The 14,722-nt window shown below is 70.2% G+C and carries 17 protein-coding genes and 3 pseudogenes; 12 read left to right on the top strand and 8 right to left on the bottom strand.

The genetic code is table 11. From position 1 onward, the window contains the following. Positions 1 to 46: 46 nt before the first annotated feature. Positions 47 to 442 (bottom strand): hypothetical protein, encoded by a 396-nt coding sequence (locus tag ABD858_RS36115; RefSeq protein ID WP_345045858.1) that lies wholly within the window; start codon positions 440 to 442, stop codon positions 47 to 49. 123 nt (positions 443 to 565) lie between these two features. On the opposite strand from ABD858_RS36115, the gene ABD858_RS36110 reads away from it, so the two are divergent. Together ABD858_RS36110 and ABD858_RS36105 are read left to right on the top strand one after the other, a co-directional pair. Further along, complete coding sequence (locus ABD858_RS36110; RefSeq protein WP_345045855.1) at positions 566 to 904, top strand: hypothetical protein; 339 nt, start codon at positions 566 to 568, stop codon at positions 902 to 904. Between the two features lie 28 nt (positions 905 to 932). Next, positions 933 to 1,307 carry a hypothetical protein gene (locus ABD858_RS36105; protein WP_345045853.1) on the top strand — a complete coding sequence of 125 codons (375 nt, stop codon included), beginning with the start codon at positions 933 to 935 and terminating at the stop codon, positions 1,305 to 1,307. 4 nt (positions 1,308 to 1,311) lie between these two features. Here the strand turns inward: ABD858_RS36105 and ABD858_RS36100 are convergent, their stop codons facing one another. After that, complete coding sequence (locus ABD858_RS36100; protein ID WP_345045850.1) at positions 1,312 to 2,406, bottom strand: ABC transporter permease; 1,095 nt, start codon at positions 2,404 to 2,406, stop codon at positions 1,312 to 1,314. 75 nt (positions 2,407 to 2,481) lie between these two features. On the opposite strand from ABD858_RS36100, the pseudogene ABD858_RS36095 reads away from it, so the two are divergent. The 6 genes and pseudogenes from ABD858_RS36095 to ABD858_RS36070 form a co-directional block, all read left to right on the top strand. Next, positions 2,482 to 2,739: pseudogene (locus ABD858_RS36095) on the top strand (response regulator); the annotation flags it as partial. Between the two features lie 81 nt (positions 2,740 to 2,820). Next, on the top strand, positions 2,821 to 2,988 hold the full coding sequence (locus ABD858_RS36090) for a hypothetical protein (protein ID WP_345045848.1): 168 nt from the start codon (positions 2,821 to 2,823) through the stop codon (positions 2,986 to 2,988). Next, entirely contained in the window at positions 2,985 to 3,776 is a 792-nt protein-coding gene (locus ABD858_RS36085) for a hypothetical protein (RefSeq protein ID WP_345045845.1), read from the top strand. The genes ABD858_RS36090 and ABD858_RS36085 overlap by 4 nt, the downstream gene beginning before the upstream one ends. A gap of 34 nt (positions 3,777 to 3,810) precedes the next feature. After that, on the top strand, positions 3,811 to 4,695 hold the full coding sequence (locus ABD858_RS36080; protein WP_345045843.1) for a glycosyltransferase family 2 protein: 885 nt from the start codon (positions 3,811 to 3,813) through the stop codon (positions 4,693 to 4,695). A 42-nt stretch (positions 4,696 to 4,737) separates the two neighbouring features. Continuing rightward, a complete protein-coding gene (locus tag ABD858_RS36075) occupies positions 4,738 to 5,505 on the top strand; it encodes a PIG-L deacetylase family protein (protein WP_345045962.1) in 768 nt (255 codons plus the stop codon). 60 nt (positions 5,506 to 5,565) lie between these two features. Further along, on the top strand, positions 5,566 to 5,949 hold the full coding sequence (locus ABD858_RS36070) for a hypothetical protein (protein ID WP_345045841.1): 384 nt from the start codon (positions 5,566 to 5,568) through the stop codon (positions 5,947 to 5,949). A 135-nt stretch (positions 5,950 to 6,084) separates the two neighbouring features. On the opposite strand, the gene ABD858_RS36065 is transcribed toward ABD858_RS36070, so the two are convergent. After that, positions 6,085 to 7,917, bottom strand: coding sequence for a cholesterol oxidase substrate-binding domain-containing protein (locus tag ABD858_RS36065; RefSeq protein WP_345045838.1), 1,833 nt, complete (start codon positions 7,915 to 7,917; stop codon positions 6,085 to 6,087). 391 nt (positions 7,918 to 8,308) lie between these two features. Between ABD858_RS36065 and ABD858_RS36060 the strand changes: the two genes are divergently transcribed. Further along, positions 8,309 to 8,464, top strand: a complete 156-nt coding sequence (locus ABD858_RS36060; RefSeq protein ID WP_345045836.1) for a hypothetical protein — start codon at positions 8,309 to 8,311, stop codon at positions 8,462 to 8,464. Between the two features lie 82 nt (positions 8,465 to 8,546). Here the strand turns inward: ABD858_RS36060 and ABD858_RS36055 are convergent, their stop codons facing one another. Beyond that, positions 8,547 to 8,771, bottom strand: coding sequence for a hypothetical protein (locus ABD858_RS36055; RefSeq protein ID WP_345045833.1), 225 nt, complete (start codon positions 8,769 to 8,771; stop codon positions 8,547 to 8,549). Positions 8,772 to 8,958: 187 nt separating this feature from the next. On the opposite strand from ABD858_RS36055, the gene ABD858_RS36050 reads away from it, so the two are divergent. Together ABD858_RS36050 and ABD858_RS36045 are read left to right on the top strand one after the other, a co-directional pair. Next, entirely contained in the window at positions 8,959 to 9,603 is a 645-nt protein-coding gene (locus tag ABD858_RS36050; protein ID WP_345045831.1) for a dihydrofolate reductase family protein, read from the top strand. 95 nt (positions 9,604 to 9,698) lie between these two features. Continuing rightward, positions 9,699 to 9,824: pseudogene (locus ABD858_RS36045) on the top strand (IS630 family transposase); the annotation flags it as partial. Positions 9,825 to 9,843: 19 nt separating this feature from the next. On the opposite strand, the pseudogene ABD858_RS36040 reads toward ABD858_RS36045, so the two are convergent. The 4 genes and pseudogenes from ABD858_RS36040 to ABD858_RS36025 all read right to left on the bottom strand — a co-directional run. Continuing rightward, positions 9,844 to 10,008: pseudogene (locus ABD858_RS36040) on the bottom strand (VOC family protein); the annotation flags it as partial. Positions 10,009 to 10,220: 212 nt separating this feature from the next. Further along, a complete protein-coding gene (locus ABD858_RS36035; protein WP_345045828.1) occupies positions 10,221 to 12,437 on the bottom strand; it encodes a S8 family peptidase in 2,217 nt (738 codons plus the stop codon). Between the two features lie 500 nt (positions 12,438 to 12,937). Then, entirely contained in the window at positions 12,938 to 13,129 is a 192-nt protein-coding gene (locus ABD858_RS36030) for a hypothetical protein (RefSeq protein WP_345045826.1), read from the bottom strand. A 207-nt stretch (positions 13,130 to 13,336) separates the two neighbouring features. Then, entirely contained in the window at positions 13,337 to 13,795 is a 459-nt protein-coding gene (locus ABD858_RS36025; RefSeq protein ID WP_345045824.1) for a hypothetical protein, read from the bottom strand. 387 nt (positions 13,796 to 14,182) lie between these two features. Here ABD858_RS36025 and ABD858_RS36020 point away from each other — a divergent pair, with 387 nt between their 5' ends. Then, positions 14,183 to 14,707, top strand: a complete 525-nt coding sequence (locus tag ABD858_RS36020) for a transglycosylase SLT domain-containing protein (RefSeq protein ID WP_345045821.1) — start codon at positions 14,183 to 14,185, stop codon at positions 14,705 to 14,707. Positions 14,708 to 14,722 lie beyond the last annotated feature (15 nt).

The raw sequence follows: 14,722 nt of genomic DNA, 5'->3' as shown, positions 1-14,722 counted from the left end.
GGACTCCGTTTCCGGGGATTGAAGGACACGACCACGCAGGATCGGCCTACATCCGCAGAACGGAGTGAAGGATCACGGGGGATGGCGGCGCGGGACCTCCGGACAGGATGCCGACGCGCTGGTGCGCGGGGTACGCGAGATCACCGGCCGGTTGGGCGCATTCAGGGGATGCTGCCGTCGGGCCGGGGCTGCCGGCGCGCTGCGCGCTGGGGTCAGCCACCAGCTTCTTGCCGCACGGCGCTTCGGCCCCTGTATCGATATCGTCGACCGTCGGCTTTTGCTGCGCCACGACCGTCGGGACATCGGTGGCAGGCACGCCGTGCAGCGCCGCACGCCCGAACAGACACAGCGCTCCCACGACGACCACGAGCAAGGCGAGCACACCACGAAGACCGGCCTTCGCCGTCCCGCGTCCCACTCGCCGCATCGACACCCTGCTCATCGTTGGAGGTAACGCCCACCATAGATCACATGGGGCCTGGCAATCGACCAGCCTCCACGGCGGTTCCGGCTCGCCAGCCGCCTGATCAAAGGGCAGAAGTTCGGAGGAGTCCCTGACGAGTGGGTGGTCATCGAGCAGGTGGACCGGGCCGTGGCCCTCGCCGAACGCCTGGTCAACCGGCCTGCCGGTGAGGCACTGTTCGGCACCGTCGACCTGTCCGGCCGGTTGAAGAACCTGCGTGGCCGGCTGGAGCGGACCGGCAACCGGGAGCGCTGGGCAATCCCGGTCATCCCCCAAGGCCCACTCAGCGCCAGGATGCTGCGGCGGACGCTGTCCCTGGCCATCGCGGAGCGTCCGGGCGGTCTGCTGGCGACGAAGATCGCCCTCGAGCACATCTCCATGGCCACCACGGAGGGGCTATGCCGCTCGCCCCGGCGGATCCCAGCGGCTGTTCCACGCTGAGATCGAGGAAGCTGAAGAAGCCCATCACGTGCAGCTGACGGTGCAGGCATTCCGCGATGTCCAAGCGTGCCGTATGCCCGCCGGTCCCGGTGCACGCGGCCTGATCGAGGCATTCCACCACGTGGATGCCCAGCTGAAGGACGCGGCCCGCACAGACCCGAAGATCCTCAAGGACGACCGTCACCTGGAGAATCTCCTGCGCAAACGGGCCAAGACGCTCCACGTCGGGCCTGCGAACTTCTGCTGGTTCCATGACCCGTCGAAGGCCCTGTGCCTGCGCCTGGCCGGCACGCCGAATGCTGCGAAGCCGCTGGTCGGCATGTGCGACTCGGCTCGCTGCCCGCAGGCCACCCACCACCCCTGCCACCGGCCCGTCTGGGCCGGACAGGCCACCGCCACCTGACCTCCTATTCCGTGCGCAGGGCCGTGGCGGTTCGGGCCCTGGCGGCCCAGCCGGCGGGCAGGAGCGCACCCAGGGTGGCGATGAGCAGGCCACCGAGTGCGAGCGGGAACAGTTCAGTTCCGTGGTAGACGGCGATGACGGAACCGGGGAGGCGGATCCCCACGCTGTCGCCCATCGCGGGGATAACCCAGCCGTGCACGGCCACGCCCAGTGGCACGCCCAGAGTGCCAGCGACCAGTCCGGTCACGACGACCGAGGTGAGGACCATCACAATGGCCTGCCGGGGGGTCATGCCGAGCGCCTTGTGGACACCGATCTCCCGGACGCGCTCGCGGGTGTCGAGCAGCACGCCGTTGAGTACGCCGAGCGCGGCGACGGCGACGAGCATCAGCGTGAGGATCGCGGACAGCGCGTTGAGCGTGACGACCATGTCGCTGCCGGCGTCGAGCCCGCCGGCCCGGGCGGTGACACCCAGCGGTGCCAGATCCTTGTTCAGCGTGTCGACGTAGGCGGAGACATCGGTGCCTGATGTGACCGCGATGTGATGGCTCGTCTCCGTCAGGTCGGGATGTGCGGCCGTGAGGGTCGAGGCGTCGGTGAAGACCTGCATGCCATCGTTGCGGGGGTCGAGGACCTCGCCGACGATCCGGACCATGACCGGCTCGGCCAGGCCGTTCAGGGTGACGGTGTCGCCGATGCGGGTGCCGGTGGCGGCCAGGAAGGGGGTCGGGACCACGGCCTCGCCGGGCTTGTCGATCCAGCGGCCCGAAACCATCGTGTAGCCGCCCCAGGAGGCGTCGCCGGTGAAGGCGTTCACGTCGATGGTGCCAGTCAGGCCGGACACGGTCGCCCGTACCGTCGCGGCGCTGTAGTACTTCCCGGTTCCGGCGGCGGCCTCGATGGCCGCGGCGACTGCGGCGGGATCGGCCTCGGGCTGCTTCTCGGGGCCGGCACCTTGGGGGCCGAAGTCCGGCAAGGGCGCGGGCACGACGACATCGGCGGCGTCGTGGGCCCTGGCTTTCATCACCTGGCCGAGCGAGGCGCCCATCCCCACGGTGAACGTGACGGCGATGGTGCCGAACAGGATCGCGGTGCCCATGGCCGGAACCCTGGACACGGGCCGACGTCTAACCGGCGGCTACCGTGTGGAGGCCCTGATTCCCTTGGAGGCACCGTGACCGAGCCGCTGCGAGTCCTCCTCGCCGACGACCAGACCCTGGTCCGCACCGGATTCCGGTTGATCCTCAGGGCCGATGGCATCGACGTCGTCGCCGAGGCGACCAATGGAGCCGAAGCGGTCGAAGCGGTCCGCCGTGCACGTCCCGACGTGGTCCTGATGGACGTCCGGATGCCCGAGATGGACGGCCTGGAGGCCACCCGCCGCATCCTCACCGGTGCCCCCGACAAACCCCGCGTCATCATCCTGACCAGCACCCCTCGGGCCCGGTGACACCCCGACGCCGTCAGGGTCTGGGACCACAACGTACGAGGTGGCGCGGAGGGCACGGATCCGGTGCTGACCCTGCACCCGGCGGGAACCCCCGACCGCCTTCTGCCTGCCGGTGACGTCGTCGACAAGGAGCACTGCCGCCTGGTCGTGCAGTGGCCCGGCCGTGACGCCCTCCTCCCCGCCCCCGTTGAGCCGACCGAAGCTCGCGTCGCCGCCAGGGAGGACATGTGAACGTCGAACAGGCAGCACAGGCACTGGTGTTCGCAGCACCACCGGGCCTCGACGACCAGGTGCGCATGCGCCGCGCGCACGCGGTGGCAGCACGGCACCTTCAGGTCACGCCGGCCGGGGCGGAGGTGTGGGGCTGGCAGGGACACACCCTCGGGCGGCGCGCCGGAACCAGCTGGCTGCGTGTCGTCTCCACACCGGCAGACAGGCAAGGCGGGAGGCTATGGGAGGGGACAGCGCTCGCGGACGCTCTGGTTCACCCGTCGGTGCCGCGGCCCCGGCTGCGCGGCCTGCTCGACTGGACCTGCGGCGAGCACGCGTACCGGGCCGAGCTCACGGAGTACGTCACCGTCCCGCTGCTCACCAACGGCAGCCCCGTACTCGACCGGGACGTCACCCTCCCCGACACCTGGTGGAACGACCTCCGCACCGCGTTGACGACGCTCGCCACCGTGCCGACCGACCGGGAGGCCGTTCGGCAGCGGTGGATCGACCGGAACTTTCGTCGCTTCCTCGGCATCGACCCCATCCAGATCCGCGACTACACCACCGGCCACGCGGACTTGCACTGGGCGAACCTCACAGCGGCGCCGCTGGTCATCCTCGACTGGGAGGGGTGGGGCAGGTACCGGTGGGCGACGTCCTCGACACGCCCGCCGGACGGGCCGGGGAACTCGTCGCCCTCGGACAGCTCCTCCAGGCGTGCAGCCGAGGCGTCCACCCCCACCTCGCCCCACTCGTCGCCCAACGCGCCGAATCACCTCACCGACGCGCCCGTCCCCGCTCCCTGAACCGCCCCGGGATTCAGTCGGCCTGGAGGAATCCGTGCACCGCCCGTGCATCGACGTCGTCCTGCTCACGATGAACGACCGGCCCGGCGAGGAGGCGGCCGCGCAGGCTTGTCTCCTCGCCCAGGCGGGCGTCGCGCTGCGAGTGTGCGTGGTCGGCAACGGCTGCACCCCCGAGATCGTGCCGCCCGGCGCGATCACCGTGCGGCTGCCGGAGAACGTCGGCATCCCCGGCGGACGCAACGCCGGCGCCGACGCCCTGGGCGCAGCAGGCGACCCGGCCGAGTGGGTGTTCTTCCTCGACAACGACGCCACCCTGCCCCGCACTGACATCCTCGCCCGGCTCATCGCCGAAGCCGAGCAGCATCCCGAAGCCGCCTACGTGCAGCCCCGGTTGACCGGACCGGACGATGAGACGACCCCACGTCGTTGGGTCCCCCGCCTGCGCGCGGACCGCCCTGGGCTGCCCGGCACGATCACCACGATGACCGAGGGCGTGGTCCTGGTGCGCCGCGCCGCGTTCGAGGAGGCAGGGGGCTGGCCCGGGTCGTTCTTCCTCTACCACGAGGGCCTCGACCTGGCCTGGCGGCTGTGGGCGGCGGGCTGGACCGGCTGGTACGCGGCCAGTATCCGTATGCACCACCCGCTCACCGCCCCCACCCGTCACGCCCTCTTCCACCGGCTCGCCGCGCGCAACCGGATCTGGGCCGCCTACCGCAGCCTCCCCGCCCCGCTCATCCCCGTCTACCTCGCCGTGTGGACGGTGATCACCCTCGCCAGGGCCGTACGCGGCGGAGGGCTGCGCGAGACCCTGCACGGCCTGCGCGAGGGCTGGACGACCCGCCGGGTGCAGACGCGCCGCCCCATGGACTGGCGCACCGTGCGCAGGCTGACCGCCGCCGGTCGCCCGCCGATCATCTGACCTGCCCCCATCGCTGAACCACCAGGAGGTCCACCCGTGACGATGCCGAGTCCCCGATCGCTGCTGGGCGTGTTCGCGCACCCCGACGACGAATCCCTCCTCGCCGGCGGCGTCCTCGCCCAGCACGCTGCCGGCGGCGCCCGCACGGCGGTCGTCACCGCCACGTGGACGGCGGACAGCCGCCGAGCACCGGAACTCGCCGGCGCCCTCACCGTCCTGGGCGCCGGTGCGCCGCGTCTGCTCGGCTACGCCGACGCCCGCAACCCGGAGTCGGCACCGGGCCGGCCCCGGCTCGTCGACGCTCCTCTCGACGAAGCCGTCGGCCTCCTCGTCGCCCACATCCGTGAGTTCAAACCCGACGCCGTGGTCGGTCACGATGCCCTGGGGCAGCTGACGGGCCACCCGGACCACAAGCGCACCCACCAGATCACCCTCCTGGCCGTCGAGGCCGCCGGACTCGCCCACCTGTATCCGGAGGCCGGCGATCCCTGGCAGCCCGCGGCCCTCTACACGGCCACCCACTCCGACTCGGGCACAGGCCGTCTCGGCCCCCTGCTCGAAGGTGTCGGCAAGACGGTGCTCACCGTGCCGGACTCCTACGTCACCACGGTCGTCGACGTGGAGCCGTGGGCGGAGGTGAAGTGGCGGGCGATCCTCGCCCACCGCGGCGAGGTCGCGGCCGAGCGACCCCTTCCCGGCCTCCTCGCCCGCCTCCAGAAAGCCGACCGCGACGAGATCATCCGCACCGAGTACTTCACCCGCCTCACGCCCGGGCCCGCCCCCGGCACCCCGGACCGGCTCACCGCGTAACGCAGCCACCACCCCTTCCTCACCGCCCCCTGCTGGGGGCATCGCATCGATCGGAGAGAGATGACGACGCCCGTGGAGGAGCTGTTCGTCCAGCCGGCCCCGGGGGACGCCGGGTGCGCCATCGGCGCGGCTCTTGATGTCGCGCTGCGCCGCGGCGACCTCGCCCTGCCCGGTGCGGCGATGACCACCGCCGCTCTGGGCCCCGCCTTCGACGCGGGTGCCATCCGCAGCGTCCTGGACGACTACGGACCGGCCTTCCACAACCTGGGCAACGACCTCTCGAGCGCCGTGGCTGGGCACCTCGCGCTAGGGCGGACCGTCGGCTGGTTCCAGGGCCGTACGGGGGCCGGGCCCCGCGCGCGCGGCGGCTCGGGCAGCAGAGCAGCTGATACGTCGAGGTCAGCAGCTCAGGCTCCGAGGCTCCCGGGCGGCCAGGCCATGTGACGCCCGTGGCTTGATGACGGCTTGGCCTAGCGAGTCGGAACCCAGACGACTGCCTGTTGCAGGGGGCGCCGACGCCGGTGGCCGTCACCGCGCCGGACGTCAAGGGTTGCGCCGGAAGTTCGGCTTCCCACCCGCTCAGCGCAGCAGCGCGTCGAGGAACGGGCTGGACAGCACGCGGTGGGGGTCGAGCCGGTCGAGAGCCGCGACCGCCTCGTCCCAGCCCGGGCCGCCCCCGGCGCGCTGGCTGGCGGGGATCGCGCGGGTGAGGACGTCCGGGTCGGACCACGCGGCGGTGTCGCTGTAGGCCCAGCCCTTGGACCACTCCACGCGAACCGTCGCTCGGTCCCCGTCCAGGGCCAGGAGGAACTGCTCGATGTCGCGGTAGAAGCGGTGCAGGGCGGGTGTAGTCGGCAGGGAGAGGACGTCGATCCACACGGCGGTGTCGACGTCCGGCCGGTCGGGGCGCGGCCGCAGGGCGGACAGCAGCGGGGGCCGCGCGCCCGGGACACCGCACACGAACGGGTCCTCCAGACCAGTCACCCGGATCTCCACCTGGCCGTTGACCGGGTACTCGCCGCGCGCCGCGTACTGCGCGAGCAGCGTGCGGTAGAAGCCGGCGAACTGGCTGACCACCCACTGCAGATCGGCGCGGCGGGTGAGGACGGCGTAGCCGTTGGCGGTCTCGCGCAGCGTGGTGGGCCGCACGTACTGCAGCAGGTTGCGTGAGGCGCCCCACAGGTCCGAGCGCAGGCCGCCTGCCAGTAGGTGGGTGAGAACGTCGCCGGTCAGCACGTCCCGCACGAGGGTCCCCGAGAGCAGGACGTCGGTGATGTCGCCCGTCAACGCGACCTTTGTCAGCAGGTACTGGACCTGCCCGAAGAGCGGCGCACTCGCCCATGCTCCGGAGACCACATCCCCGGCCAGGCGGGCCACCGGCTCGGGGAGGGAGTCGGAGAACGGGTAGTTGTACGGCTCGTGGACCGCGCGGGCGGTGAGCGGCCGCTTCGGGGCGACACTCCAGACCTTCAGCCAGGGGTAGTCGGTGAAGGCGAACCAGATCGCCTCCACCCGGCCGGTGCGGTCCACGAAGCCGGCGAGGGTCCGGGTGCCGGCCGGAGCACCGGGGGCGGCGAACAGTTCGGTGGCGGGGATGTTCAGAAAGGACTGGCAGCGTAGATTGCGGTCGGTGCCCACCCGCAGAACGGCCTCAGTGACGAGCGAGCGGCCGAGGTGAGTGAGGAGCGCATCGCAGTCGGGCTCGGCTCGGCCGACGGTCCGCAGAACGTAGCGGCCGGCGTCCTCGTCCCAGACGACCACGGTCAGCTCGGTGACCAGGTTGCTCAGCGAGCCGTAGCCGTGGCCGGATGACGGGTTTTCGCCGACTGCGGGGATGGCCGTGCCATGCGCGCCGATGGCAAGCGCGCCACCAACCGAGAGAGCGCCGGGTGCCGGCGCGGAGGCGACCCCGTATCCGCCCGCGCCGGCAAACGCGAGCAGCGTCTCCAGCGAGGCACCGGCCTGGACCCGGACTTCGGCCGACCCGTCGGCGGCCTGCTGCTCCAGCGACATCGCGGTGAGGTGTGCGGTGGTGTCCAGCAGGACGACCCGGGCCGCGGCGGGTGTGCCGTCGGCCACCGTGAGGGGGGCCCAGCCATGCCGCTGCCCTTGCGCACGTACCGTCCAGCCGGCGCCGTAGGCCCAGTTGACGACGTCGAGCACCTCCTGCGGGTTACGCGGCGCGCACGTCCACAGCTGGTCGGTACGAATTTCACCGGCCCAGTTCTCGTAGGCGCGCTGATAAACGTCGATCCCGGCCGGGAAGCCCGGCGGCGGTGCCGAGGCCGCGTAGGCGCTGCCCGGCCGGACCAGCCCGCGCAGCAACCAGACCGCGCCGCCCGCGGCGGCCGACGACGCGAGCAGCCTGCGCCGTGACAGCCCGCTGCCCTGGTTCGAAGGACTGTCCGTCATCCCCGCACCCCCCTGACCCGCTCCGAACCGGCCCAGCCGGGCCGGTCGAGCACGCACGTTACCCAGCAAAGAAGGCCCCACGGTCATACGATCGGCCGATTCACGTGAACGAGTGAATGACCCGCGAACCGGCCCCTCCTGGGAGCTCCTGCCATACATGAGGCCCGCCCGCTGCAGGCCTCATGGGACGCCTTGAACTGAAGCGGTGGGCCCCCGGCCAGCACCTCTACGAGGTCCTGGGAATCCAGAGCACGACACAGTGACGCCACCCCGAACGCCATCCTGCCGACAAAGCCGCGATACCAGGGCACTCGTCTCCGCCGGATGCACTCCGGGTCCGCGAACGCTTACACCCGGCCTCTGCAGTTACGAGTCCGCATAGGTCGTCGACGTGGACGCCGCCGTCGAGGTCGCCGAGCAGGCCATCGAGCAGCTGACAGGACGGACTCCGCCCGCGGCAACAGCAACCTGGCGGACCTGCGCAGACAGCTCCGTTGCTCACCGCAAGGCTCACGCCGTCACGGACTTCCTCGATCTCACCGCATAGCCGCCGTTCAGGCAACCAGCGGCAGGCCTGACGGCCTCGTGTTCGGGCGGTTCCATGTCCAGGTGCCAGGTCCCGAGGGTGATCACCTGAGGAGGGTGAAGGCCAGGGCGGCGGTCGAGCCGAGTGCGGTTCCGCAGATGAGCTGAGCCACGGTGTGCGCCTTCAGTACACGGCGGGACCAGCCGATGGCCAGGACCAACACGGCTGCCGGGAGCAGCGCCTGGCCGTAAGCCAGTATCAGGATCATCACCGTGCCGCCGGCGACAGCATTGTGTACGGAGATCTGCCACCACACGGTCACAGCCATCCGCGTGCTGATCCGCCGAGCCACCGCCCGCTACCGCTGGGACGGGCGCCCCACCACACGCCGCCTCAAGTGATCCATTTGCCGGTCGGTCCAGGTAGCCCGGTTTCTGACCGGTCACGGACGCAGCGATGAGTTCTTCCGGCCCGGAGAGTCTCACCACCGTTGTCCGACAACACTGGAGGAACACGTGGGTCAGCTATTGAGAGTCCAGAACTTCAACGTCTCGAGTGACGGCATCGGTGCCGGTGAGGACCAGAGCTTCGAGAGTCCGTTCGGCCATGTCAATCCCGAGAGGCTGTTCGCATGGGCCGGCGCCACGGCGAGCTGGCCCATGCGCACGGATCCCGGGGGGAGCCGGGGCCTCGACGACTACTTCACGCGGGACTACGCGCGCGACATCGGGGCCGAGATCATGGGCCGCAACAAGTTCGGGCCCCAGCGCGGGCCCTGGCAGAACCATGAGTGGCGCGGCTGGTGGGGTGACGAGCCCCCGTTCCGCACCCCGGTGTTCGTCATGACCCACCACAAGCGTCCTTCGTTCACGCTCTCCGACACCACGTTCCACTTCGTCGACGGCGACCCGGCAACGGTCCTCGAGCAGGCGCGGGAGGCAGCGCAGGGCAAGGACGTCCGACTCGGCGGCGGGGCCACCACCATCCGGCAGTTCCTCGAAGCGGACCTGGTCGACACCATGCATGTGGCGGTCTCGCCGGTGAAGCTCGGGTCCGGAGTACGACTTTGGGAGTCACCCGATGAACTACTCAACCGGTTCCACCTGGAGGTCGTGCCCAGCCCGAGCGGTGTGATGCACCACCTGTTCTGGCGAAACTGACCGGTCCTCAGGGCAGCCCCGGCCGGCTGTTAGCCTTCCGGGGCTGCCCTGAGGCGGGCTGTCGAGTCGCGCTTCGGCCGGCTGACCGCCCCCGCTACCTGCGCTGGCGCAACGCCAACGCCCGGCACCCCGACGTGCTGGCCGCCCAGCAGCGCGAACGCGCCCGGGTGCGCAGTGAGAAGGGCATCCGCTGGGGCGGGCGCCCTCTGCGAGCAGCGTGACCGGCCCTGTCGCTCCGCGTCACCGCGATGGGCCGTCGGTCCGGTTCAGCTGGATCAAGACCCAGCGGTTCCTGTACAGATCCCGGAAGACAGCAACGGTGCCGTACGGCTCGCGCCGGGGCGCTTCTTCGAACGTGACCCCGGCCGGCCGCATACGCTCGTAGTCGCGCCCGAACGCGTCGGTGCAGCGCCTGCCCGGTAGACGGTGCTCCGTCGGCCGTCAGAGGCCGAGCGACACGGGTTCGGCGCGGCTGAGTCGACGCCCCGTCACAACAGATGACCACGTGAATCGGTGGGCCGCGACGCCGAGATCGGCGTCGCGGCCCACCTTTCCTGTTCTGCCCGTTCACCACGGCTCGACCGTGGTCAAGCCGAGTTGAGCTAACGGGTCACGGCTTACTTCCCATTGTTCGGCACCGCGTGCATGAAGGTCAGCGTCATGCTGTTGTTCTTGTAGGACACCCGGAACAGGTAACCGTCCACGTTCAGGGCCCGGTTCTCCGGCAGTGCGTGGAAGGCGCCCTTGATCGAACTACCGCTCATGATCGTGAACACGGTGCCCGGGGTCAGCTTGCCCCGCACGTCCAGGTCCAGCTCACCGTCCAGCACCAGGTTCCCCGCCGCCCGGACGCTCGTGTAGTCCCGGTCGCCGGAGATCGTGACGGCAACGCGACCCTGCTTGCCGATGGTCGCGTTCCCGCCGACGTTCAGGACATTGCCGACGGCGCCGGAAGCGCCGGTGATCTGCGCGGCCTCGTCGGCCGTGAGACCGGGCCGCAGCACGCCGCTGCTGACGTTGATGCTGTCACCCACGGTGCCGCTGCCGCCGAGCGTTCCGCCGCGCACGTCGATAGCGCTCGCGTGCGAGCCGACGACCGAGAGATTGCCGTCGAGGACGGTGCTCGTCCCGTGCCAGGTCTCGCTGCCGGTGAGGAACAGGGTGCCGGCGCCACGCTTCGTGAGGCTGCCCTCGTAGGCGCGGGCCGTGCGGGCCTGCTCACGGCGGACCCCGATGGCGTAGTCCGACTTGTCGGCGTCGCTCGCGTCGGCCGGCAGGCCCTCGGTCCAGCCCTTGGCGGCCTTGGTCGCCGCCCAGGCGGCCGCCTCGGCGGCGTCCTCCTGCTGGCGGGCCCGGATCGCGACGTCCGAGATGTCGTTCGACCACACGTCGTCGCGCCCCTGCGTGTCGACGACGAACGGCCCCAGGAACTGGCCCGGGCCGTTCATGGCCTCCCGCAGACTGACCGTGCCCCAGCCGTTGCGGCTGTCCGGCACCCGCACGATCTGGCCGCCGGTGGGGTTCAGCACGGCGTTGCCCGCCGCGTCACTGATCGTATTGTTCTGTCGGCCGGTGGTGAACATCGTGTAGAGCGCCTGCTCGTTGGTCATGTACGGGAAGCGCTGCATGATCAACGACAGTGCCGCCGCCGAGTGCGGGCCGGCCATCGACGTCCCCGACGAACTGCCGTAACGGGGCTCGGGCACGCCGTTGACGACCGACACAGTCGTGCTGTTGATGCTGTTGGCCGGCGCCGTCACGCAGGACCACTTCGCGACGCCGCACTGATTGAACGTCTGCTGGCCGGGGACCAGGACGGAGCCGTCAGGGTTGAACGTGCGCCCCAGGGTGGGGTTGATCCCCGACGTCGTGTACCAGCTGCCCTCCAGCTCGGGCATGAAGTACGGCGCGGCGCCTCGCGGCGACGGGTTCACGTAGCCGCTGTTACCGGCGGTGAACTGGATGACCGTGCCGGTACGCGCGGCCTCGATGGCACCGTTCAGCCAGTGGGCGGCGCTGCCGTTCGCGTCGACGACGCCGTCCGGAGTGGACCAGAGGCGCCATGCCGTGTTCAGACCGAAGCCCGCCGGGCTGCCGGGCGGCGTGTCATACGTGTTGTAGTTTTCCGTTTTGGGCTGGCTGCCCCAACTGCTGGTGATGATCCTGATGGGCTCGCCGTTCGCCGTCTTGGCGGAGTTCACGGTCCGGTAGACATTGCCGATGTAGGCGTCGTCCGGCGTCTGCGCGGCGGTCGCGTTCACCGGCAGGAGACCGTAGAGCACACCGTCCGTCTTGCCGGTGTTGCCCATGTACACGTTGCTGTTGAACGCGACGCCGTGCATGTTGGCATCCGGCCCGGCCGGTTGCGTCTCGCCGACGCCGTCGCGGCTCGCACCGATGGTCCCGCTGACGTGGGTGCCGTGGCTGTCGTTGAACGCCGGGTTGTAGAATCCCGGCGTGGGGCCCGTCTGGCCGCCCTGGGCCTCCACTGAGAAGTAGCGGTCCCCGACCGCGTAGTTCGTGTCCAGGCTTCCGTGCTCCCGGACGTGCCCGGCGAAGACGCCCGAGTCGACGACGCCGATGTTCATCCCGGTGCCGGAGTAGCCGGCGGCGTAGGCGAATTCGGCTCCCATTGACACCAGGCCGGCGTCCCGGTTGAACTCAGGGGTACGCCAGCTCGCCGCGTCGCCGAGCCGGCCGGGATCTCCCTCGTAGGTCTTGATCGGCGGTGGCACGGGCACCTGCCCCATCGCCGGCTGCGCGGCGACGCCGACCACCACCATCGGTATCAGCGCTGCGATCAGCGCCGGCTTCACGCGTTTTCTGTTCGACACTCCGACCCCCTCCAAGATCGATTGCGCCGGATGCTATTTCCTCCTTCCGGAGCGGATCAAGGCGTCGGCGGAAACGTTTCTGTCTACGTTGGAAATAAGCACCAGAGGCCGGGCGATCCGTGACGTGGCAGCGCCGGCGGACGTGCCATGGACGGTGCGTGCCGGGCGGGCGGCCGGTTACCGGCGCTGTGCCCACCACCGGCGCAGCGCGCAGCCGGCGCCGCCGGCCAGGAACAGGACGGCCGTGGCGAGCAGCCAGCGGGTGAGGAACGGCCGTTGGTCTTGCCCGGACGCGGCCAGATGATCGGCCGCCCCGACCGCAGGATGCCCGGCAGGTAGACCAGGAACAGCAGCCCTGAGCCCGAATCCACCGGGTGACGCTGCCGGGGAGGTTCCGCAGAACGAAGAGATGCCTTGCGACCTGCGATGATGGGAGTTCTCCAGGCTCCAGCATGTAACGTCGGCAAGCATCTCGTATTGAGACGAAACGATTCGGTTTCCTACTGGATTGTGTAGCGAACATGGCGGGCGTGGAAGTAGCCGCGGACGATGTGGGGCTGGCAGCGGTGGAGGAAGCGGCGGGTATCGCGGGCGAGATCGTCCGCCGAGCGGGCCCGTGAGGCGTGGACGTGGCGTTTGACGTCGGCGTTGAGGATCTCGTCGGGGTTGAGTTCGGGGCTGTATCCGGGCATCAGGTGCAGTTCGAGGCGGTCGGTGTTGGCCCCCAGCCAGCCAGGCGCGGACCGCCTTGCTGCGGCGCACTGGGTGCCGGTCGACGATCACATGGTCCTTGCGTCCGGCCTGGCGGGCGAGGCGGTCCAGAAAGCTGGTGAACACCTTCGCGGTGAAATCGACCATCTGACGGATGGGATCGAACTGATCCACCTGAGCCACTACGACTACAGCACCGCGGTGCGCAGCCGCCACACATCAACGGTGAGCCAGCGCAGCAGCTCTTCGACGAGTTGTCCGCAAGGACTGTTCCCGGGTTCGGGGTTCACCGCGTGGGCGGTGAGCTCGATCCTCCTGACGAAAGTGGTGGGGGGACGGCGGACGGTGCGATCGGCGAGATAGGCCGAGGCGGCGATATGGACCAGGTCGGCAGTCGCTACGGGGGCCGGGCCGATCAGGTCGAGGTCCCATCCGAGGGTGCCAGTGACGTCCGCCGTAGGGCCGTCGGCGCGGGTGTGGGCCCAGTGCAGGGGCGTGGCGGCCGCCCGGAGGCGGCGTCGTGGCGCGGCGTGGGCGGTGCATCGTGCGGCGGGCGATACGCCGCGCGGGCCCTCATGGGCCGCGGCACAGTGGCCGGGCCCCCGGCCGCACAGTCCGGGGCGCCGGAGCGGGACGGTGCGGGCCATGGGACACGGGCTGCAGGCTCCCCCCTCCCACGCGTCACAACCCCCCTGGAGATCCTCGATCCGGCCCCGGGGATGTGATGCCACCCATAGGAGCTACGTCACTTCCTAACGCGGGTAGGAGAACCAAGGCCCTCCGAGCAGCACAAAAACATCCCAAAACATCCCATTTTGGACATTTCTCCGTAGTGGGGTAGTACGTCACATCATTGCGCCCCGGCCCGCCCACCGCTAACCATTGCTGTCGTTGCTGGGAGCCACGACCGGGCCGGGCGGAATCCGCCAGATCCGTTCACCCCGGCCCGCAGCGCGGAGCCGTGCTCCGCGAAGCCGCGCACCAAGACCGGCACGCCAACCCCACGACGTCCCCCACTGGAGAGTTCCTTCCGCATGACCATGCACACCCGCACCCGCCGCATCGCCCGCCTCCGCAAGCTGTCCGTCGCCGGTATCGCCACCGCGGGTGCCGCGGCAGCGGCTCTCACACTGACGTCGACGTCCGCGCAGGCCGCCGAGGTGACATCGGCGAGCGCCTCCCTGGTCACGACGTCGGCTTACAACGGCCACGCCGCGCACCATGCCGGCCGGGGCTACAGCAACAACCTCGACGGCTGGATCAAGCAGGCGCTGGCCATCATGAAGGCCAAGGGCATCCCCGGCAGCTACGAGGGTCTGCACCGCAACATCATGCGTGAGTCCGGCGGCAACCCGAACGCGCAGAACAACTGGGACATCAACGCACGGAACGGCATTCCGTCCAAGGGCCTGCTGCAGATCATCCAGCCGACGTTCAACGCCTACCACGTCGCCGGCACCGCCCACGACATCACCAACCCCGTCGCCAACATCACCGCGGCCGCCAACTACGCCGCCCACCGCTACGGGTCCATCGACAACGTCAACTCCGCCTACTGAGCAACAAGCCGACGG

Source organism: Streptomyces sannanensis (assembly GCF_039536205.1).
GTDB lineage: Bacteria > Actinomycetota > Actinomycetes > Streptomycetales > Streptomycetaceae > Streptomyces > Streptomyces sannanensis.
This window is presented reverse-complemented; position numbering and strand designations above follow the sequence as displayed.